This window comes from Bacteroides faecalis, assembly GCF_003865075.1.
GTDB classification, from domain to species: domain Bacteria; phylum Bacteroidota; class Bacteroidia; order Bacteroidales; family Bacteroidaceae; genus Bacteroides; species Bacteroides faecalis.
In genome coordinates, this window is the sequence record NZ_BHWB01000005.1 from 335,098 (window position 1) to 360,708 (window position 25,611).

Genomic DNA, 25,611 nt, shown 5'->3' on the forward strand with positions numbered 1-25,611 from the left:
GTTCTTGCTACCTTCATTCCTATACACTGAAGTAGTATCACGATATGGCGATTGATAGTTACCTTACGCCATAGCCTCAAGGGGGACCATTCGGACTATCGTTCAATCAATTCGGACTTTATCCTCATATCTATCTTTTCATCTCGCCATTCAGTCGCAGTTTGGTAACTAACTGACTTATGACTTTTCCGACATGCTACACTCCCTGCTCGGTTAAGTTTTCCCGAAACAGATAAGTCGGCTGATGATAGGTCATTTTCAAAGAACACTTTCCTAATCTCTTGCCAAAGAGATATTTACGATGCAACCTTTACGGGCGCACACAAAAACTTTATATAATCGGCCATGCCTTCCCGTGCGATAGCCTTCCAAGCTTCTTCCACAACTATCATCTTCCGAACCCCATGCAAACGTCTCATTTTGTTAATAAACGCCTCCATGATGATGACAGTCACGACCGGGAAAAGGATTTTGTGCTCCTTAATTTCGTCAATTTCAAATACCACAAAACGCTTGTTCAACAGGTCGAGCTGCTCATCCGAATTCAGCAGATAATCATATTCTCCACCACGGTAGTATGGAGCCAATACATTCAGAAAGTTAGTGAGATCGAAATCCTTCTCGCGGTAATGCTTCTCCTCCAGTATTCCACGGAACTCTCCCTGTACGAACTCGTAGAAAGTATTAAAAGAAGGAACCAGTTCATTGTCCTCCTTTATCTTTTCAAGGAACAGGTTAACCGCCATTGAAAGGGCTACTTCCTCGGCACGGGTAATGACTTCCGTATCCCTTTTCCAGAGTGACATGATCAGTGTTTTAATGGACTCTTTCTTCTCCAGGTCAAAGACCTTATCCTCGGTAAAGAATGGATTAAAAGCTATCGGGCGTTTTTCACTATAGGTATAATACACACCGTCCTCACCGTTTGTACGCTGATGGATCAGGTCGCATAAGCCCTTGTAACTGTTACCTATATCGATCAATATAATGTGGGTGCCCTGTTCCCAATATTGCCTGACGAGATGGTTCATAAAAAACGACTTGCCCGAACCGGATGGCCCGATGACCAGCTTGTTACGGTTGGTTGTAATACCGCGACGCATCGGCTCGTCCGAAATATCCAGATGCAGGGGCTTCCCGTTTGTCCGGTCTGCCATTTTGATACCGAAGGGCGACAGGGAATCCGCATAGTTCGTCTCTTCCGTGAAAAAGCAGACTCCCTGTTCGATGAAAGTAAAAAAGGACTCCTCCGAAGGGAAATCCCCCTCACCGCCGGGAATGCCCGCCCAATACAAGGCAGGCGCGTCAATGGTATTGTAACGGGGCTTGCATCCCATCAGGGCCAGGGCGGAACCGGTATCGTTCTTTATCACCTTGAGCTTCTCCCGGTTGTCCGACCATGCCATGACATTGCAATGGCAACGGATGGCGGTCAGCCCGAAAGAATGCGCCTCGTCCAGATACGCGTCAATCCACTGCTTGTTGAGCTGGTTGGCACGGCTGTACTTGGAAAGCGAGTGCATGTTACGTGCCGTCTTCTCAAAGCGTTGCAGGATTTCTGCCGAATCATCAATGAACAGGAACTGGTTATAGATATGGTCACAGGAGAGCATCAGCCCCACAGGAGCGGCAAAACTCAGACGGCAGTCACTGCGGTCGGTGGAGTATTTCTCATAGCGGGTATCCGTCTGGACACTGCCGGGAAGATCATCCACGTCGGAAAGCGTATGCACGCAGAGCGTATTGTCCCCGATGCGCATCTTGGACGCGCTCATCTGTATATCCTTCAGTGTGGTCGTGTCCTGTTGTGAAAGAGAAAAATATTTCTCGATCAGTCCGGCCTGTTGCGGTGTGCCGACAATCTCATCGGTGGTCAACCGTTCCAGACGGATAAAGACCGAGTCATTCAGGATGCGCTCGAACTGGTCGACACTCTCCAGAAAGCGGCTGACCGCATCCTTGTCCCGGACTTCCTTCGGAATGATATTCCCCCGGCAGAGGATGGAGAAATTGCTCCGGCTACGGCTGCGCTCCCTAGTCGTCTTAGTGATGAACAGGTAAGAAAAATGATTTAAATAAGGCCGTTCATTGAAATGCAGCTCGAAAGAACGATCCAGAAAGCTCATCCCGTCTTTATGCGTGTCGGCCCTGTAATTCTCTTTCAGGAACCAGTCCTGGCGGTGTACTATCGTATAGTTCGGCAGTACCTTGACTGCCTTTGTTCATGTGCCGTGCATGGATACATAATCTGCGGAAGTGACCGTGAACAGCTCCGGCAGAAAGACCTTGAAGCCGATGGTCACGTCCGCGTCTTTGGAGAGAATGCACCCTTCCTCCACGGACAGGATCGGAAACTTACTTTCCAGCGTTGCGGCTTTTAATATATTTCTCATGAATGCGTTTTTTAAATAAGGAAGATATACGTTTGCGATTGATGATATAGGACGGGTGGTACTTGACTGCGGCCAGCTTCATCAGGCCGTTGGGACCATACTTCTTGTTCAGGTAGAACACCCCGAAGATCAGAGAGAAAGCGGAGAGGACACCGAAACCGATACAGAACCACCGGTCAATACCTATCATATAGAAGATGACGAACAGCAGGAAAATGGCCAGCAAGCCCCCGACAAAGAAGTACAGGTATTGTGCCTGCAAGCCGTTGAATTCCACGTTGCGGCCGATTCCCTTGTTGATATTGTATTCCATAGTCTGCTATATTACAGGAAGAAGGAACGAAGGACTGTCGCCGCGACGATGAGGAAGACGCAGGCTCCAAACCAGCTCCCGGCGGTTTTACCTGTGTCGGGGTCGCCGCTGCTGAACTTCGAATATACCTTAATGGCACCTATCAGCCCCACAATAGCCCCTGCCGCATATATCAACTTGGTGGCGGGGTCAAAATAACCGGTAAGCATGGATGTAGCCTTTGTTATACCGGCACTTCCGTCCCCTTCGGCATAGGCACCCAAGGTGGAAACAGCTATTCATGCGATAAGCGCAACCGTCTTTTTAAAATGTCTTTTCATATGCAATCTAATTTTTTAGTGTGAATAAAAATCTTGTTTCAAACAATCCGCAGGAAGTTGCCCTCCTGCGGATTTGTCTCTTGCAACCACGATGTCTTTTTAGAATCAACCTGAGTCATAGTAACCAATCATAGGTACCTCCGTTTTTAAGGGGTTAATCACTCTTTTAATGTTCGCTCCGGTAAAGGGAAAGGATCAACCGGAATCATAGAAGCCTCTCATATCTCTATATCTTCTTTTCTAACAGGTTATACACTACGTCTCAAGAACCCGTCCTGCCCGGATCAACCGGAGTCAAAGAAATCTTTCATGCTTTTTCGTCTTTTTAGGTTATACATTCTGTTTTAAAACTCGCTGCACCCGGATCAACCGGAATCATAATACTGTCTCATATTCCTTACTTGTTCTATTTATTCGGGCACATGCTCCCTAATATCAAATTCCCGGAGAATGTCGTCCCTATTCTTTCCTGTCAATAAATGGGGCTCGCCCCGGTCCACATACAAGCGCATATAGCGTTTCAGTTTATCGCTGCTTCCCAGGACGCTCGCCTGCAGTACCCTTTCCATGTTCGTGCCTTCCAGCTTTTGGAAAGTCTGCCGGGCCTGTTCCTGTTCCGCTTCCGTAAGTTCGTCCGATGCCATTGCTTTCTCAATCATATCCATATCGTCAAAGGTGACACCGGTTGCCCGGTGGGGATTGCTCCGCTGTACGTATCCTGTAATCTCGTAGCGTTCGGGAATCTCCTCTTTTTCTTCACCGGAAGAAGGAGAGGCCTCCCGCATATAATCAATTTCAGGATAATTCAGTTTTTGAAAAGGAGCCGGGACTTCCGGGAATTTCGTATTCTTATCAAGGGGTTCGCGCACTCGGAGAACCGGCTCTGTTTTCTTTTCGGGAGTAAAGGTATCACTCTTTTCTATGCCTGATTCAGGCTGTCCGCTATTGTCATCTATTGTCAGTGATTGTCGTATTTGGTATCGGCTTTTGCCTATTATTTCCGTCTCGGATGAGGAAGCTGCCGGATGGATGGTGACAGGCGTAGCCCGACGTTCCTTCCTGTCCTTTCTGCCTCTCCATGTGAAAATGCTGCCTGTATGCACATACTTTTCAATACTCAGGTAAGAGGCATAAATGAACAGGATAATAAAAAGGTATTCCATGTCCTTATGATTTTAGTGATTGGTAATACTTCTCCAGCACGGCATTTATCAATCCGCCGTTCTCTTCGAAATGATGTGCCAGCACCTGGTTTACAAAACCGGCTACGGTCACTTCGCCACGTCCTACCGCCCATACCAGGGACGAGATGCGGCGATGCAGGCCGGCATCGATATGCAATGATTTACGGGATTTGGTTCTGACCGTATTCAGGAAGGACGCCCTGTAAGCGTCGATTTCCCCGGTGGTAAAGACCGGAGCTTCGCTACTCCCGGCAATCTCCTCTACCGTATCCTCCGGCTTCGGGGATGCACTCGTTGCAGGGGAGTCCGGTCGTATCGTCCCTTTCCTGGCGACAATATCCAATATGGCCTTCTCGTCAATGCTCCGGGGGTCAAATCTCTTTTTTCCGCTGTCCATAATTCCCCTTATTATAAGGTATGGGTGGTATCCAGATGTGTTACGGCACATAACTCATCTATCAGTTCACAGAGGCCCGAACCTTTTATCTGGCGGTTGTCGGGAGGGAACAGTGTGGAACGGAAGATACTGTTCTTCAGGGAGCTCAGCTCCTTGTTATAGCGTTTGGTATCCGGTATCCGTGACTCCAGCAGGCGTAACTCCGCTTTTTGTATGACGCGGTTCCAGGACTCGTAGCTTTCTGTCCGTTCACGCTTGTCGACCATGTTCCAGAAAAGATAGATGCCTTTCAGGTTACAGTTGTGCCTGGCAATCAGTTCTTCCTCCACCACCTCGGCAAACTGGAGGGAACTCTGCATGACGACATTATCTGCCTTTAGGGGGATGAAAATGTAATCTATTGCGGAAATGGTATGGACAACCCCTTCGCTGCGGAGGGTTCCCGGAAGGTCGAACAGTACGACATCAAAGACGGCATCCTGCTCTTCGATGTAGCGGTACAGGTCTTCTATAGCTTTCTCCGGATTGCTTTTGATTACCGGATAGGAACGTTTCCGGATTTGTTCATGCTGCCGGTAGAGGGCCACTTTGAGAAAATCACTTTCCTGCACGCTTTCTATGTCCCGGTCACGCATCCGGGAGATGCTGTGCTGGGGGGAGTCGCAATCCACGACACCCACCTTCAGACCTTTCTGGTAGTGAAGGATACTGGCCACCAGAACTGTGAAGGCAGACTTTCCGACTCCTCCTTTCTGGCTGGCAAAGGCAATTAATAACGGTTCTTTTTTCATACGCTTTCTTTATATAATCAGATAAAAATATAATGCTGTAAAACTGTAATGCTTATAATTGTATATCGTTCTACACTGCAAAAGAAAGGAATGCCGGGAAAAGATGAAATACCCTGTCACGGATAGTCATGGATAGTCAGGAATTGACAGGAGGAAATGCCGTCAGGCAGACAGGAAAGGTTGCAATGAAAAAAGAAAAATCCCTGCCTCATCTTTGAAGCAGGGACTAATAATAAAGGAGCGATACCGGTTACCGGACATAACCGGCGGCTTGCAAGTCCGTCAGGAAATGTTCAGGGGTATCGGTGGCAACTGACACGCCATGCAGCTCCCCGTAACGCCGGGCAAAGTTCTCCATATACTCCTGATCCGTGCAATCATAGTCGAACCGGCTCCCCTCACGGAGCAGCCGGACGAACTCTTCCGGGCTGGAGGCGGTTATCTGACCGCCATCCAGCAAATGATAAGTCTGTATCATACCGCTAACTTTTTAGTTCTAAGTTTAAAAAATAATTTCTGTTTCCCGTCCAGGAAGGGTAACCCCTCCAGTGTCATCCGGCTGGGAAGGCTGGATCTTTTCGCAAAGGTAATCAATCCGTTCAAGAACCGGATCCAATTCTCCATCTTTGTGAAATTAGTCGTACCGGAATGCTGGCGGAACTCAACGGTCCGGTGCCTGGAATAAGCCTCAAAATTGACCTTGTGGTACCGGTCATTATTAAAGACCTCCCGCAGGCCGTCTATCGTCCTTACCGATTTGATTCTCTCGTCGGAAACACCGGAGAGGGTTTTGCAGTAGGTATTGTTCCGGCGTGTCCTTGGCATAAAGGCATCAATCAGGTGTTCGAGATGCTTGTAGGTCAAAGCCAGATTCTTCCAGGTGTCCAGATTGAAACTAGCCGCATCCATATGGACATGGAACCCGCAACTGTCATTCACTTTTGCATTACAGATGTCAAGCACCCAGCATACCGTTTCCAGCTCTTTCAGGCCATTCTCACCCACCAGTATCGGGCTGACCAGCTCGAAAGTATTATTTCCCTGCAGGCTGCTGTCCGTCACCAGCTTCCAATGATCCCTGGTCGTGTGATTATAACCCTCAACGGCAACATGGATGCCGGCCTCCCTCAATTCGCGTGCCAGTCTTTCCATATTACAGTTATAGGCTTCAATCTCAATACCGAACTTGTGGGTGAAGGTGTAATCCATCAGGGTGGTTGCTGCCCTGTTCAGCAAGACTCCACCTTCTCTTTCAAGCATTTTCTTCTCAACATTATATACAAAACCATAGTTGCCGCGTGTCACCAAATCGGCAATTTCCCTGCGCGTCAGGCCCAGACGGAGCAGCTGCTCAATCTTGCTCGTCTTGGTGGTACTCTGTTCTAAGATATTTCTAACTTGTTCGTTCATAGCTTTTTATCCTTTATTATTATACCACTAAGGTAGCATAATAAACCCACATATCATAGTATTAGAATCCTTATTGTCAGACTGTTAGCTTAGTTTAGCTAAGGCTAAATACCCTTATTTTATGTATCCGATTATAACATTGCAGCAATCTACAAGGACAGCAATACAGCAATCTACAGTTCAGGGAACCTGTCTTTTTTCTCATCGTTTCCCCGGTTAGGGAGATTAGATAATTATGCTTATTTTTGTGCTGCGAAAACTTAACCGATAACGAATAGATTATGATGAAATACCTGATTGTGTCCGACATACATGGCTCGTTACCGGCACTGGAACAAGTGCTGGCATTTTATCGGGAGCAACAATGCGGAATGCTTTGTATTTTGGGAGATATCCTGAATTATGGTCCCCGGAACGGGATACCTCAAGGACTTGACCCGAAAGGGATCGCAGAACGTCTCAATGCGATGGCCGGTGAGATTGTCGCCATCCGTGGAAACTGTGATTCGGAGGTGGACCAGATGCTGCTGGACTTTCCCATCCTGTCCGATTACACCCTGTTGGTGGATAATGGAAAACGTTTCTTTCTCACCCACGGACATATCTACAATGAGGACAGACTGCCGAAGGGAAGGTTCGATTGTCTTTTTTATGGTCACACCCACCGGTGGAAACTTGAACGGAAAGAGCATACAGTGGTCTGCAATACCGGCTCCATCACTTTCCCGAAGGATGGGAACATGCCTACATTCGCTATTTACTGTGACGGTACGGTATCCGTTCATCGGCTGGACGGCAGCAGGCTCAAGGAACTTTCTCTCTGATGGGGAATGTATAATAATAGCCTTTTATAATTGTAGCTTTTTATAAATGTAGTCTTTTATAATTGTTTACCCATTATCTGAATATCCAAATATCAGAATATAGCAATATTCAAATACCCAATTATCCCAATATCCAAAACGCCAATTATCCAGTTGTCACTGTGTAACATTCCAAGAGACTACAGATATAATAGTATTCGGATTATCCGATTATCAAAATATTCAGTTCTCTGAATATTCAATTATCACGAAAAAGAAGCTATCTGATGTGTCGGATAATCGTAGAATGCTCTACTATTACAGGAAGCACAGCCTATTCCGCCTCCGGAATATTGGTAAAAAACGCCAACTTTCCTGAAGAAGCAGACCGAAATCGGAAGAGGTTGCCATCGGGAGGGAGGCACCAGTCGGGGCAATCTACAGTTCTACTTAAAAACGTTGTCCCCGTAGAGGGGACAGCAAGTTGTGTTTTCGTTTAACGAAAACCGGACGGTTTAACGGCATATTCCACCGCCAAACCGTTCCTCAGAATATAGCTCCAGAGTCGCAAATTCAGCCAGAAAGAAACTGCATGTTGCAAGAGTTATTTATTGATATCTTCCTTTAAAGACTTGATTCTTTTATTATTAATCATTCTTCCCGGCTTGATTGAACTAAAAATAAAAAATAACTGTTACCCCAATTCCAATTGCAATGAATTTGGTTTTGGCATTTATCATCTTTAGTAGCTGTAATACATCCTTCTAAACTCTTCCCCTTGGTCTTGTTGGTCTGGTAACATGTTTGGATGGTCCCTACCAGAACTTATAGTTAAAGTAAAAACGGAATTGTTTTTTGTAATATCCCTTACAAAAAATAGGAAGTCCCAAATTAGATTCTGAATAATTAATTTTAAAGGCATTCTTTATGTCATCTAAAGAATTAAAAAATAGATTGCCATCTCCTTTTGTATCATCAGAAATAAGATATAATGTGATAATTGATTTTTGTAATATTTCTGTGTCTTTAGGGGAAAAACTTTGAAGACTTGACTATATCCTGTATTTTACAGGAAAGTATAAATTTGGACTGTGAACTAGAAATAAATTAGGGGATCTTTTTATTGGGGAGAACGTATGAACTGGTATATATTGGTATTGATAATTGACGTACCAGCTGTGCATCTGTCCATTTTCTATCTCGGTAGCGATATACAAGGTTGGAAGATGAATACAGAAGGGGTTGCACAAATGAGAAGAATTTAGTGGCTATACTGTTTTCGCTGTGCTGTATGCTGGCGGGAAGGATACTCCTTTTGGGAAAGTAGAAAGATAAAAGGCAGTCGGGCACTAGAGATAAAAAGTGAGAGGAGCTCCATAGAACGGAAGCTCTCCTCTTTTATTTTTTTATTTTGTACTAAGTTATAAGATTCCGGCTTGTCACAAGCAAGAATAATATAAGCAGATTCCTGTTTCACAACAGATATCTATGCCGCAAAGATACATGAAATATATATTAACACAATGATTTAACGGGTTTTGTTGGGGAAGCTGTCTGTGACGGGGGAATGGACGCTAAGGTGCTTGACATACTGGAGAACTGCTTCGAGTGGAACAGGGACAGGAAACTGATACGGAAAATAAGGAAAGAGGTGGAGGACTTCGAGCGTTGGACGGAAATGAAGGCGGCAGAAATGCTGCGTGCCAAGAGGCAGCAAAAATAAATCTCATTTATATCATATTATGCAATATACAAAGCTGATAAAATATTCAAAAAAAAATATTTTATCAGCTTTCAAATAATGAATTACTACATAACCTACATTAAGAAGTGCATTAGTATATAGAAAGTAGTGAATATACACTAGTTACGATAAGCCGAGTTTTTTTTACTAAAGATGGTGGCGAAGATTCTTGTTTCATTACTTCTCTGTCATCGAAATATGAAGTTAAAAACATAATTGTCAAAATCAACAAACGTGTATACTGTTTTATAATTAATATAATTAAGGTTAATACTGAATACGTTAAAAGTCAAAAGTGCCATGTTTATAAGAGGACCGGGAAGGTTTATAATAATCCTCACCCGGGGTCTGGGGTTGTATAAAATCTTGTCTGAATATTTCTGTAGGATTATCTGTAATTAAATCTGCATCATGGGTATATATGTTAAAATAGCACTCTGGATCTGTTTTTTGGTTATATGGTCCTTCTCCCACAAAAGAAAATTTGTAAAAACCAATTTTTTCTCCGTCTTTTCTGACTGTAAGGAACCAGACATTACCACTACTTATCGTTTTAAATCTCAATCCGTTTAATGATGAATAAGTTTCCTCTATAAACTGGCCATTCAAATATGTCTGTTTTTTACAAGTAAAAGGTGACTCAAATCTACCACCTTCAGCTGGTAGAATAAAAGGATTCTGTTCCGAATGGATTTTATACACAAATGTCAACTTTCCTTTATCTATAATTAGTGGAATTTTTTCTACTTTTATGCCATTAATAGTAGAGTAAGAAATCTGTAAATCAGCATTCAAAATTTTATCTTCTTTATTAATATTTGAGGTTATATTTAATACTACCTGATCGCCCTCCACTTTTGTTTCTATATCAGAAAAAAGAGTTTTATCAAATTCTACCGAAACATCCCTGGGAATAATCGGAACCTCTGAACTTAAAACATCATCTATTAATGTTTTTTTTATAATCGTAATCGTAATAATACGTTTCTCTCCAAGACAGCTAAACGGTTTGGATGCGTCCTTACTTGTTAATACTTGATACTCTGTTTTTCTATTGTTTTCCTCTTTTTGACAGGATAACAATGCTAAAGAAATAAACAAAAGAATAAATACCTTTCTCATATTAATGCAAATTAGTTACTATAAATAAAAGTAATATTTAATATTGTTGAAACCTCAACATCTGATACAAACTCTTTTGCGGAATCAACAAATTCATTTTTACTATTATAAGATAATTGAACAACAAGTATTTTGTTTTGAGAGCTTTATTTTGACCATTATCTTTTTTATCTTATTGGTATGATTATAAAACATATACTACAATTCTGGAAGAAGAATTGAATGTCCTTATAATGCAAAAGCTTTTTTACTAGATAAAATCAATAATATCATATTGTAAATATAAGGCTAAATCTGTATTTTACAGTTATAAAAAAAAACTTTAAATCTAACAAATAAATTTATATATGTATTCACTAGTGTCCCATTAAAATTGGGACAAATTAAAAATTAAATAAACTTGGCCCATTTGGTCCGAATCGTTCTTTGTCATTTTGAAATTTAGTTTTGTCAAAAAGGTCTTTCAGATGAGTTTTATCAGTCAATGAGATGCTCAATATTTGTAGCACTTCATATGTACTTCTATCCAGTTGCATATCGTGTTGAATGATTGCCACCAAACAGTAAGTGCATATTGCAGCATATATCTGTATTCGAACTGCATTCTCTGTAGTACCCCAAAATCTTTTGATTCTAAGATGTTGCTTGAGCCATTTGAAAAACAGCTCTACCTGCCAGCGGTTTTTATAAAGTTCAGCCACTTGAAGCGCAGATATATGCATGGCATTGGTTATGAATATGAACTCTCTTTCTTGTTCCTCATCCCAATATTTAACAAGTCTAATAGGCTTTGGATAGTATTGTTTAGGATAGAATCCAGTCAGAAGAACACTCGCATCTGAAAGCACATTCTTAGGCAGTCTGCGTTTCCATTTGATGAATTTGCATTGAAGGTTCTTTTTTGCTCTGACAACGAAGTTGGCTTCAATCAGATGAATCCTATTCAGCATCTTGAAGTTGTTGTATCCGCGGTCAAAGATGTAATAAGAACCTGGTTCATAAGGTATTTCAATCATAGCTTTAGAATCATGTACGGATGCTTCCGTGATATGAAAAAACGCAGGGATCTGTGTTTCTACATCATATAATGTATGCACTTTGATACCTCCTTTCTTCTTGCGGAATTTAGCCCACCAAAAGACTGAAAGACACAGATCGATAGTTGTCGAATCAAAAGCATAAACGTTACCGCCAAGTTTGAAAATATGATTAACACGCTTTTGCCGTGCTTCGCTAACCAGGTAGTAAGCGTATTCTTCAAAGATATGATAGTCTCTATCTTGATTTGCTCTTGCCAACGATGACTTTGATACGTTTTTACCCATCCCTAAATGATAACATTTGGAATGATGAGCTTCAAGAGCAACTATCAAATCTCGCAAACTTTCACGATTAGAAAGTTGACCAAACATCAAAGCAAGTAGCTGATTCCAGCAGGTGAAGTGCTTCACATATTTGTCGCCATCATACTTGCGCACAATGTAGTTGAACTTATTCCTATCTAAGAATGACACTAGTTGAGAGAAAACGTATTTTTCTTTATGCATTTGCAAATCTCCTTTCAGAGATGCAAAAATGCAAATTGAAATCCGTTTAATCGAAAAAACGCTGTAACTAACTAAATTTCAAATATTTCAAAGAGCTATTTTAGATTTTAATGGGACAGCAATGATTGACAGAGAAAGCCAATTCCGAGTACAAGGCTCTTACTGAACGCGTGAAAAAACAGCAGACTACGGAAAGTTATTTAAGAGGATTGGCTGCTTCACGCTTTGACATTGTCGATAAACTTGGAAAGACCTACTATGAACGTGAAAATACAACATCGCAACAGTCAGTCATATTTAATGAAGTAAAGCAGATAATTACAGATTTTGCAGAAAACAATGGCATACTGCAAGAACTGGAAAAAATCGTAAACACTTGTCATGACAATGCCATGTACAAGCTCAAGGAAGATTTTCCAACTATGAAAGCTTCCGACACCAGGTTATTATGCTATATTTTTGTAGGATTTTCACCGCAAGTAATTAGCTTATTCATGAAGGATACGGTGGCTAATGTATACGCTCGCAAGTCACGGCTCAAATCACGTATTAAATCTACGGAAACAGCTAATAAAGAATTATTCTTAAGCCTTCTGGGATAGGTATTTCAACTTTATACTAGGTTCCAATGACTAATGCATCATCCGGTAATTAAATCTAGAATATGTTCAGATTGTTTTTGCCATAATACCGGAATGATGTAATTGTAGAATGGTTTTGTCATGGAGGTAAGCCATAACAGGTTTAATTCTCCTGGGAGGTATGTCCGGAAAGTATGAAGATGCTTTCATTATAATATCTGTTACTATTCCAGTCAATTGTCAGAAACTTATTGATTGCCCTATATTTTTTAAGGTTGTAAATCATCTGTTAGCGTCGTGTTAGAAAAATAAGAAGAACGAAGTCTTTATGTTTCTGTATTATAATGTTTTATGCAATGCGGACGTTAGATTTGTGGTTTCATTTTGTAACTCGTGATTTATGTGTTATTACTTTTGCAACCAGGAAAAACAAAACAGATGTGATAATATAAAACTGTTTCTTGTTCATTAAAATACTTCATTTTTACAGGTTGCACGTAGAATAAGAACAGTCTTATTATGATGACACAGCTTTTCATCCGTTTACTTTGGGTGCATGTTTTGTTTATCCACTTAAAGTTTGAGTTATCCTAGTTTGAATTATGAATTTGAATAGAAAAAAGTACTTTTTATGTTTTGCCTGTGTCTTGGCCTGCCTTGTGTATTCAGACAAGGTTTCCGCGCAGTTTTATTCTGTCAGAACCAATCTGGTGGGTTTAGGTACGGGGAATCTGAATGTGGAGGGTTCCATGGCTTTTTCCACGCATTGGTCCGCCCATCTTCCCGTACAGTACAATCCTTTCCGTCTTTGGGATGACGGCAAGCTTAAAAACTTCACAGTCCAGCCTGGTGTGCGTTATTGGATGCGCGAAACTTACGGAAGGGGTTGTTTTATCGGGCTCCACGGTGTGTTCTCCATATATAATGCGGGTGGTCTGTTCGGACATCGCTACCGTTACGAAGGCACAGCTTTCGGCGGCGGGCTTTCTGCGGGGCTGGTGCGCCCCCTTTCGCGTCGCTGGAATCTGGAGTTCGAACTGGGTCTCGGTGTTGTCTGGGCCGACTGGGAACGTTACCGTTGCGTGAACTGCGGTAAGCGTACCGGCAAGGGCTCCGGTGTCTATGTGACACCCACACGTACCGCCGTTAATCTGGTTTATCTTTTCTGAAACCATCTTATCTGTTGAAACAAGATATAAAAAGTTGAATGATGAATAAGTATCTCAAATCCCACATAACGGCCGCCGCTTTCTGCGCGGGAGTGTTACTGGCCGTGTCCTGTTCCACTTCCCGCGAACCGCGGACTATGCGGCTGTTTATGCAGTCCGGCCGTCCTAATATTTTTCTTCCCCACGAGGAGAGCGCACCTTCCGGAGTGCTTGCCGAACAGGTGGGGTTCACCACTTCTTCGGACACTCTTCCCGGTGAGTTCGAAGAGGTCTCCGACAGTACGGATGACGTATGGAAAACCATACACCTGGGCGGTGTTGACATCGTCGCTGCACGCACGGTCGTCAAGCAGGTCACCATGCGGGAAGGTTCCGTGCGTTTGGAATTCAATATCCATGTCCCTTCCCTCCTGATTGACAGTTGCTGGCGTGTCACACTCACCCCGATGCTCTGCACCTCTGACAGTTCAGGCTTCCCGCTACCACCTGTTGTGCTTTCCGGTTCTTCCTTTACCCGCATGCAGGAAGCGGACTATAAGGCGTACAGGCTGTTTCTTAATGGAATTGTCGATCCTTCGGCTTATGATAGTGTGTATCTTGACCGTAAAGGCATCAATAAGGATATCGCCTGCCGGCAGAGGTTCTTCTATGAACTTTACGGCAAGGAGCGCGACCGTCAGCTTGCCTACGAGAAGTGGAAACGCCTTGCCCTTGAACGCCAGAATTTCTGGAACACGCGTACGCAGGCCAACCGTGCGACACTCCGTCACCGCCTGGAACGCAAGCGGATCGAAGAAAGCGTACGGCGCTATGTGGCTGGTCGTGACACGCTCGGGTTGTGGGCCTCCTATGACCGTAAATATCATCGTACGGCCTCCTTTTGGCCGATGTACCGGCTGGAACGCGAGCTTACCGCCGATCGTGTACCTTCGAAATTCCGTGACCTTTATAACGGGGGGGCGCAGCCTGTCCAACATACACAACTATGTCCTCACCGCCACCGATTCGATGGACATCTCCCGCCACCGTTATTTCTACGACCGGATTGCCGAAAATGAGATGAATGACCGTAACCGTGATGAAATCCGCCGGCGTATGATTCCCTTCCCCTATATCGACTCCGTGATGGTCCGCCAGAATTCGGATTCAGTTTCCGGACATGATTATATCTACAACTATGTATATTCTCTGCCCGTCACCGATGGAATGAAAAAGCTCCGTGTGCGGCTAGAGTCTATCGTGGAAGCCACCGACCGCAGCACATGGCGGCCTGCCGCCTCGGACACGCTGCTCTTCATTGTGGCCTCGCTTAGCGACCTGGTTGACCGTTCCGCTCTGGACCAATATGTCATAGCTTCTGCGGAGACAGACTCTCTTGCGGCAAGCGGTCCCGTATATACTCCGCAGGGAGAAGAGTATGCCGAAGCCTTGCGGCTCCTTTCAGAGCGACAATACCGGCAAGCCTTGCCGATATTGGAAAAACGGCCTGACTATAACACCGCCCTTTGCCTGACACAGCTCGGTTATCATAAAGAGGCTTCCGCTCTTTTAGACCAGTTACCCGTAGATTCCCGCAAGGAATACCTGCATGCTGTGGTAAGCGCCCGGCAGGGCGATGATTACTTAGCAGTGGAACATATGCTTGCGGCCTGCCGCATGAATCCCAATCTTGTCCTGCGTATTCCCCTGGATCCGGAACTGTCGGACCTCATTCCCAAGTTCTTCGGGCTCCGTATGGAACTGGACAGGATAGCGGAAGGGAAATAGTAAAAAGTAGAAAGAACAAAACAGGAAAAAAAGTATAAGTACGAATTAAATATTAACAAGTGTTTTATTAGTGTTTATTTTTTTATTAACAATTTAATTACAATGATTATGAAAAAAAGTTTGTTAAGCGTGTTTACAATGGTTGCTATGGCTGCAGCATTCACCGCGTGCAGTAACGATGACATCGAAGTGCCTGACGTAAAGAACGGGGAAGCGAGAAGCGTATTCATGAAGCTGGAGTTGCCGACGCTGACGAGATCGACCGAGCCTCCTGTAGCCTCGGGAACGGTTGCTACGGTAAGTAATCTGCATGTATACTTCCATGACGGGACCAGCATTCTGAAATATGTGAACGCGACTACAACCACTCCCATCACGATTGCGAATCTGACTACCGGTACCCAAATAACGGATGTACCCGCGGCGGCTACCACTGTAACGGTATGTGGTAATATTCCTGCCGGAACTTCATTGCCTACAGGTGGAACCGTAGCTGCATTGAAAGCTGTACAACTGGAAATCACAAGCCAGTCTGCAGTTGCGGATGTGGTGTTGAGCGGCGATGACAAACCCCTGCAGACATGGACTACCGGTAGTCCGGCCCTGCCTTATGCCCCTGGAATAACGGACGGTGACAAGTATGCCGAAGTGGAAATCGGTCCTGCCGTGGCACGTGTCGAAATCGAAGGTCTGGCGACTACGGCCTCCAGTGCGGTGGATGGTTTTACGCTGGAAGGAATCTATGTGAATAACTTCTTTGAAAAGTTCAACCTGGCCGGTACCGTTGTGGGAACGAAAGTACAATATGGTGCTACTCCTGCTGCCTATGCTCAAGGACAGGGGCTTTACACCCCTGCTAACGCTGGAAAACTCTTTGACCAGTCTGCCGTCGCTGCTACAGGTATCCCAAAGGAAGTCATTCCGCCAACTGCAGGGCAACGTTGGGCATATCAGGTTGTTCCTAACGGTAACAGTACTGACGCGAACGAGCAACTCCAGCTCGTATTTAAGTTGAGTAATTTGGCTGCTAAGGCCGGCAGCAGCGTGAATTTCGGCACAGGTGACCAGTTTATCACCGTGAGAGGATTCAAAGATGGCAGTGGCAATATTGTAGAACTGGAAAAAGGAAAGATTTATACTATCTCGAAAGCCGACTTTACATTTGACGAGAGCAACCTTTCCACAATACCTAATACCAGTGCTGTCAGCGTTTGGTTGAAGGTGACGGTAAAAGCCTGGACGGTCGTTCCTGTCAAGCCTAATCTCTAACTGTCATACCATCAAGGTATATTGTATTTGTTTGTTTCTTTTACAAGTCCGTTTGCGTAGAGGAGATTTTTAGCTCATTTTACTAGTTCACCAGTTCCTCTCGCACGGCGGAATGTAAGCAGGTCGTGGGTGTCTTTTGCCCTGACCTCACGACCTGTATTTCTATAACCTGTTAAATCATAACACGTATATTCATATAAAGTCATAACCACAGTTATTCACCTAAAAGATACTACGCATGAAATTGTATAAAGCTATACGCTTCCTGATGCTTTCCGGTATTTTAACCTTAGTCTTGTCGAGGTGCATCAGGGAGTCCCTGGAGGGCTGCCCTCTGGATACCCTGTTACGATTTACCTACAAGCCTCGCGGCTCTGCCGCTGACCTTTTCGGAGAGCGTGTTCAGAGGGTGAGGCTGTGTGTGTACCGTCCCGATGGCAGTATTGAGCATATGCAGACGCTGGAGAAGAGTGAACTTGACCGTTTGCAGGGTGTTGAGATGTATCTGCCGCAGGGAAACTACACTGTCGTGCTCTGGGCGAATGCTTCGGATGCACAGACCAAGCTCGGCGGCTTTTCCGAAGGAGAAACCATAAGGAACCTTTCCGCCTCACACCCGCATGCGGAGACTTCCGCTTCCATCCCCACGCTTGATCGGCTTCTTTTCGCTGTCACGCCACTTACGGTCAGTGAGCACGAGACTGGAGACCATACTGTCAATTTCAGCCCCGGCACTATCCGTGTAAGTCTTCACCTTGATGGTGTGAGCGTGCAGCCTGTGGTACACATCACGGGCATGGAGTCAGCCTTGCGACCGGTGTTCGACGAAACCTCGGGCACATGGCGTCTCCAGTCCGTAAGCCGGAACAAGACATTCCAGCCTGCCGTAGCATATGATGTCACCAACCGCCATGCTAATGCCACGACTGACATCCCCCGTTTCAAGGCCGATACCCCCGGCATGGTGGAAATTATCGATCCCACCACGGGAAACCATATCGTGCCCCCGATTTCGTTGGCAGGGCTTATTGCCCGCTACCACATACCGATGGAGGAAGATATTGAAGTAACCATTCCTATCGAGATTACCTTTACAAACGGTCATGCGAAAATAACGATCAGGAATTGGGAAAATCAGAATGTAAAACCCGGAGGAGTGTAAAAAACGCACCGGTCAATCATGAAATGCAAATCATAAAACAATATATTATGCCAAGTAGTTCAATCATCATACCGTTCCGCAACCTGCTGTCGGTCCTGTTATTACTGCCGCTCGTACTTTCGTGCCGGCAAGACGAACTCATTCTTCCTGTTCCGCCCGTGTCCGGCAAAGGTGAGACGGCCGAAGTGACACTTTCTGTCAGGATTCCCGATTTCCGGGCGGCGAATACTCGTGGTGTAGACGAGAAAGGGATAACAGAGATTACCGTACTGATGTTTGCCGATGAAGGCGGTACGGAGAAAGTCAAGGTGAAATATGATATTCTGGGCAGCTCGTTGCATACACTTTCAGGCTCTTCGGATACGAAATACTTCTCTGTGCCCGTTATTGCGGGCAGATACAAACGTATAGCTCTCATAGCTAATGCCCAAACAGAACTGGCAAATATAACAGCCGGTTCCACCTATGATGCTCTTAAGCAAGTGGAAGTCGTGGGTAGGTTCGGACAAGAAGGTACGGGCACATACATACCCATGTACGGCGAGCATGCCCCGGCGGGAGGCTTTGAACTGAAAGCCGGTGTGTCGCAAACCATTGCGCAGGAAATACCGCTTATCCGCATGCTGGCGAAGGTGGATATCATCAATCCTACAACTTCGGGAGCCACGACAGCTGCGGGAAAGGTTTACTTCGTCAATTCCGTAGGCAACGGACGCGTTTGGGTAGATCTTGCTACATACAATACCACCGCTTCACAGTCGGGATACATGACTCCCACACTGCCTGCCACATCGCAGCCAGCAGTCAGTGGCGGGCACCCGCTTGAGGGAACTGCAAACACCGCATCTCCGAATGTCATCACTTATTATTTGAATGAACAGTCGGCTATCTCCGGCGGCAGCCGTCCTTGTATAGTTATAAATCTTGCCTATCAAGGAAGAGAATACTACTACTGAATGGATTATACATGGGACGGTATCAAGGGCGGTGGCACGAGTCCTTACGAAAAGGGTAAATACATGCCCATTCTGCGCAACCACCGCTATATTTTCACCATCAAGGAAGTGAAAGGGCCGGGGTTTGCCACTTTGAACGAGGCTGTAACCAGCCCGGACAACTTTACCAACCATAACATCGTAGTAGTGCCCATCGTGATAGACGCATTCACAGATATAACGTTCAATGAATCGGGGCATTTCTTGGCAGTGACCCGAACGGCGATGACACTTCAAGGCAAGCACGATGCCACAAGCACACAGAACAAATTTTCTGTGCGCACCAATTACCCCAGTGGGTGGAAGGTCGGTGCCTATAATGCCGACGGAACAACAATTTCAGTTTCTAATTCATGGCTGAAACCCAGTCAAAACAGTGGGGCGGCTGGCGCCACTCTCACCAATCCGGTTACGGAGGAATTGCAGGCCATCACGAATGGCAAGGGATTCAAGGATGGTTATCTGTAGATACGGGCTGGACGACTTTATACTAAAATCAATATTAAGCAGATCGGTACGCCTTTGGATTATGTTGCCGAATATAACCTCGCCGGTGGCTCTATCTATAATTCTCCTTTCATTTCTTCCGTTCCTCCGGGTATTTCTCCCACTGCAGCCCAGACTGACCCTAATCTTCATTGGGCTTCGAGCCATAGCAATGACCAATCCGGTTATTATAATTGGTACGTGCTCACAGGAGAGAATAATGATACTTACAATCCAAATGCCAAGAAGCTCTTTGATGATGTCTTTTTTAAACTGGGGCATCCCGGTTATGGTTACCACCTGCCTTCCCGCTGGGAGTTGACGGGCGTTTTCTCCTACAGCGGTAATACCCAATATGATTCCCCTACTAATACTTCTAATGTCAACGAGGCTATTGAGTTCGGTGGCATCAAAAAAACTTTCGCCAACGATTATTTCTCTTCGGGTAACGGTGTTTGTTACGCTCTGCGTTTCAAACAAGGTACCGGTAATCCTATCGATGATTCTTCCCTATCCGATTTCCCTCTTGCTACTGATAATAATATGGTTTGTGCTTACCGTTACACCCGCGTGGGTTCGTTTGCCAACCATGACTTTACTTCCCTATTGAAAGTGGATTGTGTTTACTTGGGCAGCGCATTTACAGGAAACATTAGCACTATCAATAATGATTCTTGGTGGGATAGCCATACTTCCGAGGCTGTCGTTCGTATTTTTCCGACTGCCGGTTATATCTCCTTCCCAACGTTCATTTCGAGTGGTTTGCTCGAAGCCCGAGGCGAATATGGTCGGTATTGGTCGAGCACGGAGTTTCCCAGCCTCCTCGGCAATGCTTGGAACGTGTCTTTCTACTCGTACTCTGCGTTCGCGAACTACAGAGACGTTAAACACCACGGGTTTTCCGTTCGTCTGTTCGCCGATAAATAAGTAAGACGGTATATGACCGATGCAATTTAGTTTGTAAGAAAGTTGATATAAAAAATAGATATATTACTAAAAAAAGAAGAAAAATGAATATAGGATTTCAGACTTCCGGTTTATCCGGTTTCACCCGTGTGGCATATCTGTGGAGGCGACATGCCTCAGCTGTGCTGTGGATTGCAATGGCGGCGCTCCTTCCGACCGCTTGCAGTGATGATGCGGAGCAGTCGGTGCCGCAAGCGAACGGACATACAGCCGTTATTTACCTGAACTTTAAAACCGGTGCTTCAAAACAGGCTGCTGAAATGAACACCTCGCAAAGTTCCGAAACGCGTGCGCCGCTGACACGTGCTATAGATGAAAATGGAATCAATACTGTAGATGTACTTTCATTCAAGGTTGATCCTGCAGATCCTACGAATATAAAGAAAGGTACATTCTTCTACCGTGCACAGGGTACATACGATATCGGCACACAAACCGTACGTGTACAGCTGATGGGAGCTCCCGAACATCAGACACTCGTGGTGCTTGCCAATGTCCGTGAGCAGGTGAATACCCTTGCTGCTGCATTCGGAGAACAGAAAGAGGGGGTAATGAACCGCCTGGCATTCGATGTCGGAACGGATGCCGCACCCGACTTTACGAATGGCATACCCATGTGGGGCGAGCTTCCCAACCAAGCGGTGGGCGAAGGTTTCTCTCCCTCTGGCGCTCCCCAAGAGGTGACGATGATACGTGCGGTAGCTAAGTTCACGCTTATCAATCCTCTTGAATCCGACCTAAAAGGCTTTTTCTATTATTACAACGATCTGCGGCTGTACAATTACCGGGCAAAAGGACGCATTGCACCGGACAACTATAATGTGACGGGCAAGCAAGTGAATACTCCCACCGTACCCGTCGGGGCACGGCAGACACGGGGTACATTCACCTCATTGAACAGCGATGTGTCACCCGGGAATATCGGTATTTTCAACGGCTCACAAAAGACGTTCTACCTGTGCGAGGTGGACAACAAGAACCGCCCCTCGGGCGGGAATGCGCTGGACGACCTTTGTCTGGTTATGCACGTGAAGCCGTATCTCACCGGCTCTAAGCCGTCGGTAGACGGTTACTACCGCCTCGACTTCAAGGACTACGGTTCGGGAGTGCCGATGGATATTCTGCGTAATCATGAATATAAAGTACAAGTGGAAAGTGTGGACGGGTTGCCGGCCCAAACTCCCGAGGAAGCTTTCAAAGGAAACCATACCCTTAAATGCCGTATCGTGCCGTGGAACGAGGTACAAGAAGAAGTAATAGTACGAGGGAACAAACGGCTGACGGTGGACAAACGGGTGTTCGCTTTTGACGGTGATATCCAAATAGGTGTCGCTTCATTACCCGTAAATATAACTACAGAGAATACCAATTGGCAAATAACCGGAAAACCTTCATGGATTTCACTCAGCCAAACCTCGGGTACAGCGGGAGTACCAGCCACGGTTACTATTTCGGCAAACAGTAAGAACTTTACCCAGAATATGCGTAGTGCTGTCCTTTCCATACGAACAGGAAATTCTGCTAACGAATTGGAATATCGTTTGCATGTAAGCCAGCAACCGGCTTGTGGTTTCGGAAATTCCATGAAACTTATGCGTATCGGTGGCAGTAACTATCAGACTACCCGTATGGGTAATGGTGGTGTTTGTTGGATGATAGACGCCAGTAGGGAAGGAGGTCCTAATATGGCTGCTCGTCCTCGTTCATATTCTTTGGCACCAGCTATGGTCGGACCCATTTATTATGGCAGTATTCCCCAACGTGCCTGCCCCGATGGCTGGCGACTCCCTACGGCTTGGGAGGTTATTAATCTGATACAGTCTATAACAGGCTCTTATCCTGTTGTATTTACTCGATTGATAGAAAGCGGTGCGGGAATAGCTAAGTCTTTTCCAGCCATATCTGCCCCCGATGGTGGATATGAAGAAGGCGTTTTAGCTATCTGGACACAAACTCCAATGATATATTCATCACCTCAACGACATTCTCCTGCCTCTGTATTACATACAGGAATATATTGGAATCCTGATATCGGAGCTGGAAAAACAGCGCCCACATATAGGGTTAATCGTAATAGATGGGCCTTAATGCATGGTGCCGGTAATGACATTCATAGTCCGGCCGGGTTACCTGCAGGGTTTAATGAATATTATGGTTATCATTATCTGCTGGGCGGTAGTGTCCGTTGTGTGCATGACCAGTAATTTAACCATTAAACAAACAGCACCATGAAACGATCAACTGTTTTAGTCTTTTTGTTTGGACTGTTTTTGGGGGGCTGTGGCAGTTCCCGTCAGGGCGGTGAAGAGGCGGAAGTTGTGCGACATTACGAATGTCTGCTGCGCGCCCTTGCAACAGATGATTCATAACTCTGGCGTTATTTTCATCTATTACATCTTGATATTCACTTCTTTCTATTACTCTGCCATTTTGATTTTGAGTACATTTTTCTCTTATTGAGCAATTTACACAAGCTGATGTTTTATATACTTTTGATCTATAATTGGGACGGATTCTCCATTTCCCTGTTGTTGTCATTTGTTCTCCACAAGGGCAGATATAATAATCTCCGTCATTTATATAATGAAATTCAGCCAGTGGTATGGAATTCGAATTAGGTGATGTTGATGGCATAGGCGATGAATAAGTACATATTCCTGAATATTTACAGGCTTGTAGTTGGTCGCCGCTAGTATAACCGGCATCGCTAAGTGTGTTGAACGAATCTAATTGTAGTAGTTCCTGGACGGTCAATGCCGCTGTTGATAGTTCTCTTTTATCAGTTGATGCTCCAATATGAGAGTGAACCAATAATTTGTGTTTACTATCAAAGGCTGCTTGAACCGCATATTCAACTCCTGATACATTATTGGTTAACATTAATGCTCTTGAATCTTTGTCTGTTAGACTTATTTGAGTATCATTACTATTCTTCAATTCCGTATCAAGAGTTTCGTATTTCTTACGCCTGTCTTGTTGTAATTTAATCTTAGATTTAAGAAGTTCTTTTTCTTCTTCTTTATCAGTCTTATCTAAAGCTACTTCAAATTCTTCAATACGGTTATCTATATATTCAAGATGTCTGTCTATCTTCTTTTGTGTATAATTGTTTCTGAGACTATTTTGGGCAAATATCTTGAAAGAATCTATACCTATGGTTTCGCCTTCTATCAGACCCATATCCTTTAGCATAAGGACAAACTGCCTAAAGACTTTTCTAAAAGCCTCCGCATTATTTTTTTTTAAATAAGCAATTGTCCGAAAAGAGGGCATTAAGCCTCCTAATAGCCACCATAATTCCACATTTACTTTACAGGAAGTGTTCCAACTTTCTTGATGATCTTATTGAGTGCTTATAACCATATAAATACAATTTTAGTAATGTTGCAGGATTATACGGTGGTCTCCCTTCTGATTGAAGTTTGACATGTTTAAACCCAAGCTCATCTATAGGCAAGATATCCACAAATAAATCGATAAGCCTGCTCATCACCAAGAATGTTTTTCTCATAATCCAATAACTTTAGAAATTATTAATATCAACGTAACAAATCATTCATCTTTCAGATCGACAGTCGGCAAGTTAAAAACTTTTTCGATGCCAATCCAGCTTTCTGCCGCATCATCAAATAGCGTTTCATATTGATCATGGAATCCAAAAAGGTCACTAAAGAAATATGTTTTCAGTGTTGGATACATGCTTACTTTCCATTCGTTGTCAGCTCCATCAGGTACAGAAATAATAAAATCTGTGGACAAGCTACAAGTGGTTATCCCGGCCTTAGCACCTCCATTGACAGCACTCGACGCGTAACAAAACATATTAAAATGTGAAGAAGGTTCGCGTAAATTAAACTACCACCTAAGCTGTGGGCTTCCTTGGGCCGGATTGGTTCTATTGATAACTTCAATATCATTTATTGTTTCCGTATGGCTATTGGAAATGCTTATTCCTCCTGAAATCTCTGGTCCAGTGACACTGACACTTCCTCCTAACTCGAAAGAGACACTGCTGGTATAAGAGCTCTGGCGTTCCGTAGTTTGCGGGGAATGTGCATGAATAATGGCACCATTCGGGTGAACCGGAGCGAATTCCAAATTTACGTCAGTCAGGCAAAAGCCATACCCTTTCATTTTCAGAGTACTGACCTTGGTATGCCATTCTCCATAAAAAGAAGGTTCTACATAGGCTATAAAACCCAGATTTACCAAATAAAAATGTTCTTTCCGGTCTTTGCTATAAGCGGTCCATATCTTAGCTTCTACTTGAAAATTATCGGTTGTCCCTTTACCTTCATGTCCATGAACAGGAGGTGCGGTATAGCTATTTTGACCGATAACGATATAGGCAGATATCAAGTTTTTCAAATCCGACGAACCGTTTGACGGAGCTTTCGGTTCCAGGGCTCTTTGTAAACTTTGACTTGTCATGTCGCAATGAAATCCCTGCCCGTATTCATTAATCGTCTGTACAGATTCTTTGCCATCAGCTCCGGTAGCAGTACTGAGCGCATTGAGCTTGGAATAGAATCCGCTCGCCGACGGAAGCGGTCCAGAAAATACCCACAGCGGCAGTTCGTCCGAATAAGACTCATCTTCCTTCGCATAAGGATTATAGCAATCCAGCAACGTGCAGACGGTATTAAAATCCTCGTTCGTTCCTCCCTCCATCATCATCACGATGCTCCGCTTATGGAACATATCCTTGATGTCAGCCAGCAAATCGGTATCCGACTGAATCCGGTCAATGTCCTGCCGGGTAAAGAAGAACGCGTCGCCAACCTCCATCTTCTTTCCCGGAGCATAAGGAACCGCCTCCTTGTAACGGTTTATCATGTTCTCGGATATCATATGGTCTTCTTTGCTCCAGAACGAAAGGTAATAAAGCGTGTTGTTGTGTGTTACGCCTAACTGGTCGGTAGTAGGCAAAGGATCAGTTAGTTTCTCGGGATCATTTACATTGTCGGGGGCGTAGTCATCCTCGTCATCGCCGCACGATGTAGCTACCGCAAGAACCATGTAGCACAACAATAAGTAATGAAGTAAATGAATCTTTTTCATGACTTTTTAAAGGAGAATCCTATTGTTTGTATTATTCAAATTCAAGCTGTAGAACTCATTTGCCGCTTGAAATAGAGTTGTCTTTATTTGAAGTTATTTGGGTAGCATTTTCTTTTACACACGTTAAAATC

The 25,611-nt window shown here is 44.5% G+C and carries 23 protein-coding genes and 3 pseudogenes; 12 read left to right on the forward strand and 14 right to left on the reverse strand.

What is annotated here, in order from left to right; translation table 11 throughout:
• Positions 1-296: 296 nt before the first annotated feature.
• The 9 genes and pseudogenes from EJF25_RS11545 to EJF25_RS11585 all read right to left on the reverse strand — a co-directional run.
• A pseudogene (locus EJF25_RS11545) lies at positions 297-2,207 on the reverse strand (TraG family conjugative transposon ATPase); the annotation flags it as partial.
• 15 nt (positions 2,208-2,222) lie between these two features.
• Positions 2,223-2,393, reverse strand: a complete 171-nt coding sequence (locus EJF25_RS26335; RefSeq protein ID WP_005680104.1) for a DUF3875 domain-containing protein — start codon at positions 2,391-2,393, stop codon at positions 2,223-2,225.
• Positions 2,356-2,706, reverse strand: a complete 351-nt coding sequence (locus tag EJF25_RS11555; RefSeq protein WP_008643641.1) for a DUF4133 domain-containing protein — start codon at positions 2,704-2,706, stop codon at positions 2,356-2,358. The genes EJF25_RS26335 and EJF25_RS11555 overlap by 38 nt, the downstream gene beginning before the upstream one ends.
• A gap of 11 nt (positions 2,707-2,717) precedes the next feature.
• Entirely contained in the window at positions 2,718-2,984 is a 267-nt protein-coding gene (locus tag EJF25_RS11560; RefSeq protein ID WP_085931613.1) for a DUF4134 domain-containing protein, read from the reverse strand.
• 452 nt (positions 2,985-3,436) lie between these two features.
• Positions 3,437-4,189, reverse strand: coding sequence for a hypothetical protein (locus tag EJF25_RS11565; RefSeq protein ID WP_008643639.1), 753 nt, complete (start codon positions 4,187-4,189; stop codon positions 3,437-3,439).
• 4 nt (positions 4,190-4,193) lie between these two features.
• Positions 4,194-4,607, reverse strand: a complete 414-nt coding sequence (locus EJF25_RS11570; RefSeq protein ID WP_008643638.1) for a DUF3408 domain-containing protein — start codon at positions 4,605-4,607, stop codon at positions 4,194-4,196.
• Positions 4,608-4,618: 11 nt separating this feature from the next.
• Complete coding sequence (locus EJF25_RS11575) at positions 4,619-5,398, reverse strand: ParA family protein (RefSeq protein WP_032846780.1); 780 nt, start codon at positions 5,396-5,398, stop codon at positions 4,619-4,621.
• A gap of 250 nt (positions 5,399-5,648) precedes the next feature.
• Positions 5,649-5,876, reverse strand: coding sequence for a hypothetical protein (locus EJF25_RS11580; RefSeq protein ID WP_008643628.1), 228 nt, complete (start codon positions 5,874-5,876; stop codon positions 5,649-5,651).
• A complete protein-coding gene (locus EJF25_RS11585) occupies positions 5,873-6,808 on the reverse strand; it encodes an amidoligase family protein (protein ID WP_008643627.1) in 936 nt (311 codons plus the stop codon). The genes EJF25_RS11580 and EJF25_RS11585 overlap by 4 nt, the downstream gene beginning before the upstream one ends.
• A gap of 284 nt (positions 6,809-7,092) precedes the next feature.
• Here EJF25_RS11585 and yfcE point away from each other — a divergent pair, with 284 nt between their 5' ends.
• Complete coding sequence (gene yfcE / locus EJF25_RS11590) at positions 7,093-7,632, forward strand: phosphodiesterase (RefSeq protein ID WP_175353462.1); 540 nt, start codon at positions 7,093-7,095, stop codon at positions 7,630-7,632.
• Between the two features lie 1,558 nt (positions 7,633-9,190).
• A complete protein-coding gene (locus EJF25_RS25095) occupies positions 9,191-9,334 on the forward strand; it encodes a hypothetical protein (RefSeq protein ID WP_165938258.1) in 144 nt (47 codons plus the stop codon).
• Between the two features lie 303 nt (positions 9,335-9,637).
• On the opposite strand, the gene EJF25_RS11600 is transcribed toward EJF25_RS25095, so the two are convergent.
• Complete coding sequence (locus EJF25_RS11600; RefSeq protein ID WP_004309905.1) at positions 9,638-10,477, reverse strand: hypothetical protein; 840 nt, start codon at positions 10,475-10,477, stop codon at positions 9,638-9,640.
• Positions 10,478-10,860: 383 nt separating this feature from the next.
• On the reverse strand, positions 10,861-12,024 hold the full coding sequence (locus EJF25_RS11605; RefSeq protein ID WP_125041247.1) for an IS4 family transposase: 1,164 nt from the start codon (positions 12,022-12,024) through the stop codon (positions 10,861-10,863).
• Positions 12,025-12,149: 125 nt separating this feature from the next.
• Between EJF25_RS11605 and EJF25_RS11610 the strand changes: the two are divergent.
• The 10 genes and pseudogenes from EJF25_RS11610 to EJF25_RS11655 form a co-directional block, all read left to right on the forward strand.
• Positions 12,150-12,626, forward strand: a pseudogene (locus EJF25_RS11610) (hypothetical protein); the annotation flags it as partial.
• Positions 12,627-13,207: 581 nt separating this feature from the next.
• Positions 13,208-13,774, forward strand: coding sequence for a DUF3575 domain-containing protein (locus EJF25_RS11615; protein WP_004318675.1), 567 nt, complete (start codon positions 13,208-13,210; stop codon positions 13,772-13,774).
• 38 nt (positions 13,775-13,812) lie between these two features.
• Complete coding sequence (locus EJF25_RS11620) at positions 13,813-14,832, forward strand: hypothetical protein (RefSeq protein ID WP_008771489.1); 1,020 nt, start codon at positions 13,813-13,815, stop codon at positions 14,830-14,832.
• A gap of 1 nt (position 14,833) precedes the next feature.
• Entirely contained in the window at positions 14,834-15,541 is a 708-nt protein-coding gene (locus EJF25_RS11625) for a hypothetical protein (protein WP_229037651.1), read from the forward strand.
• Positions 15,542-15,649: 108 nt separating this feature from the next.
• Positions 15,650-16,810: a hypothetical protein gene (locus EJF25_RS11630; RefSeq protein WP_004318672.1), complete on the forward strand. Its 1,161-nt coding sequence runs from the start codon at positions 15,650-15,652 to the stop codon at positions 16,808-16,810.
• A 238-nt stretch (positions 16,811-17,048) separates the two neighbouring features.
• Positions 17,049-17,972, forward strand: coding sequence for a FimB/Mfa2 family fimbrial subunit (locus tag EJF25_RS11635; RefSeq protein WP_004308149.1), 924 nt, complete (start codon positions 17,049-17,051; stop codon positions 17,970-17,972).
• Positions 17,973-18,019: 47 nt separating this feature from the next.
• Complete coding sequence (locus EJF25_RS11640; protein WP_004308148.1) at positions 18,020-18,928, forward strand: fimbrial protein; 909 nt, start codon at positions 18,020-18,022, stop codon at positions 18,926-18,928.
• Positions 18,929-19,435: a hypothetical protein gene (locus tag EJF25_RS11645; RefSeq protein ID WP_004308147.1), complete on the forward strand. Its 507-nt coding sequence runs from the start codon at positions 18,929-18,931 to the stop codon at positions 19,433-19,435.
• 54 nt (positions 19,436-19,489) lie between these two features.
• Complete coding sequence (locus tag EJF25_RS11650) at positions 19,490-20,380, forward strand: Lcl C-terminal domain-containing protein (RefSeq protein ID WP_125041248.1); 891 nt, start codon at positions 19,490-19,492, stop codon at positions 20,378-20,380.
• Between the two features lie 83 nt (positions 20,381-20,463).
• Complete coding sequence (locus tag EJF25_RS11655) at positions 20,464-22,623, forward strand: BACON domain-containing protein (protein ID WP_004308145.1); 2,160 nt, start codon at positions 20,464-20,466, stop codon at positions 22,621-22,623.
• Positions 22,624-22,777: 154 nt separating this feature from the next.
• Here EJF25_RS11655 and EJF25_RS11660 read toward each other — a convergent pair.
• From EJF25_RS11660 to EJF25_RS11675, 3 genes and pseudogenes are all read right to left on the reverse strand, one after another.
• Positions 22,778-23,906 (reverse strand): annotated as a pseudogene (locus EJF25_RS11660) (transposase); the annotation flags it as partial.
• 65 nt (positions 23,907-23,971) lie between these two features.
• Positions 23,972-24,241, reverse strand: coding sequence for a hypothetical protein (locus EJF25_RS11670; RefSeq protein ID WP_004318665.1), 270 nt, complete (start codon positions 24,239-24,241; stop codon positions 23,972-23,974).
• 33 nt (positions 24,242-24,274) lie between these two features.
• Complete coding sequence (locus EJF25_RS11675; RefSeq protein WP_004308143.1) at positions 24,275-25,480, reverse strand: hypothetical protein; 1,206 nt, start codon at positions 25,478-25,480, stop codon at positions 24,275-24,277.
• Positions 25,481-25,611 lie beyond the last annotated feature (131 nt).

What these genes read in the sequence shown, in the direction of transcription:
- EJF25_RS26335 (WP_005680104.1), bottom strand. Translation starts at nt 2,393, where the DNA reads ATGAGAAATATATTAAAAGCCGCAACGCTGGAAAGTAAGTTTCCGATC.
- EJF25_RS11600 (WP_004309905.1), bottom strand. Translation starts at nt 10,477, where the DNA reads ATGAGAAAGGTATTTATTCTTTTGTTTATTTCTTTAGCATTGTTATCC.
- yfcE (WP_175353462.1), top strand. Translation starts at nt 7,093, where the DNA reads ATGAAATACCTGATTGTGTCCGACATACATGGCTCGTTACCGGCACTG.
- EJF25_RS11640 (WP_004308148.1), top strand. Translation starts at nt 18,020, where the DNA reads ATGCCAAGTAGTTCAATCATCATACCGTTCCGCAACCTGCTGTCGGTC.
- EJF25_RS11585 (WP_008643627.1), bottom strand. Translation starts at nt 6,808, where the DNA reads ATGAACGAACAAGTTAGAAATATCTTAGAACAGAGTACCACCAAGACG.
- EJF25_RS11565 (WP_008643639.1), bottom strand. Translation starts at nt 4,189, where the DNA reads ATGGAATACCTTTTTATTATCCTGTTCATTTATGCCTCTTACCTGAGT.
- EJF25_RS11580 (WP_008643628.1), bottom strand. Translation starts at nt 5,876, where the DNA reads ATGATACAGACTTATCATTTGCTGGATGGCGGTCAGATAACCGCCTCC.
- EJF25_RS11670 (WP_004318665.1), bottom strand. Translation starts at nt 24,241, where the DNA reads ATGTTTTGTTACGCGTCGAGTGCTGTCAATGGAGGTGCTAAGGCCGGG.
- EJF25_RS11575 (WP_032846780.1), bottom strand. Translation starts at nt 5,398, where the DNA reads ATGAAAAAAGAACCGTTATTAATTGCCTTTGCCAGCCAGAAAGGAGGA.
- EJF25_RS11555 (WP_008643641.1), bottom strand. Translation starts at nt 2,706, where the DNA reads ATGGAATACAATATCAACAAGGGAATCGGCCGCAACGTGGAATTCAAC.
- EJF25_RS11630 (WP_004318672.1), top strand. Translation starts at nt 15,650, where the DNA reads ATGAAAAAAAGTTTGTTAAGCGTGTTTACAATGGTTGCTATGGCTGCA.
- EJF25_RS11635 (WP_004308149.1), top strand. Translation starts at nt 17,049, where the DNA reads ATGAAATTGTATAAAGCTATACGCTTCCTGATGCTTTCCGGTATTTTA.
- EJF25_RS11675 (WP_004308143.1), bottom strand. Translation starts at nt 25,480, where the DNA reads ATGAAAAAGATTCATTTACTTCATTACTTATTGTTGTGCTACATGGTT.
- EJF25_RS11645 (WP_004308147.1), top strand. Translation starts at nt 18,929, where the DNA reads ATGGATTATACATGGGACGGTATCAAGGGCGGTGGCACGAGTCCTTAC.
- EJF25_RS11615 (WP_004318675.1), top strand. Translation starts at nt 13,208, where the DNA reads ATGAATTTGAATAGAAAAAAGTACTTTTTATGTTTTGCCTGTGTCTTG.
- EJF25_RS11605 (WP_125041247.1), bottom strand. Translation starts at nt 12,024, where the DNA reads ATGCATAAAGAAAAATACGTTTTCTCTCAACTAGTGTCATTCTTAGAT.
- EJF25_RS11625 (WP_229037651.1), top strand. Translation starts at nt 14,834, where the DNA reads ATGAATGACCGTAACCGTGATGAAATCCGCCGGCGTATGATTCCCTTC.
- EJF25_RS11620 (WP_008771489.1), top strand. Translation starts at nt 13,813, where the DNA reads ATGATGAATAAGTATCTCAAATCCCACATAACGGCCGCCGCTTTCTGC.
- EJF25_RS11655 (WP_004308145.1), top strand. Translation starts at nt 20,464, where the DNA reads ATGAATATAGGATTTCAGACTTCCGGTTTATCCGGTTTCACCCGTGTG.
- EJF25_RS11570 (WP_008643638.1), bottom strand. Translation starts at nt 4,607, where the DNA reads ATGGACAGCGGAAAAAAGAGATTTGACCCCCGGAGCATTGACGAGAAG.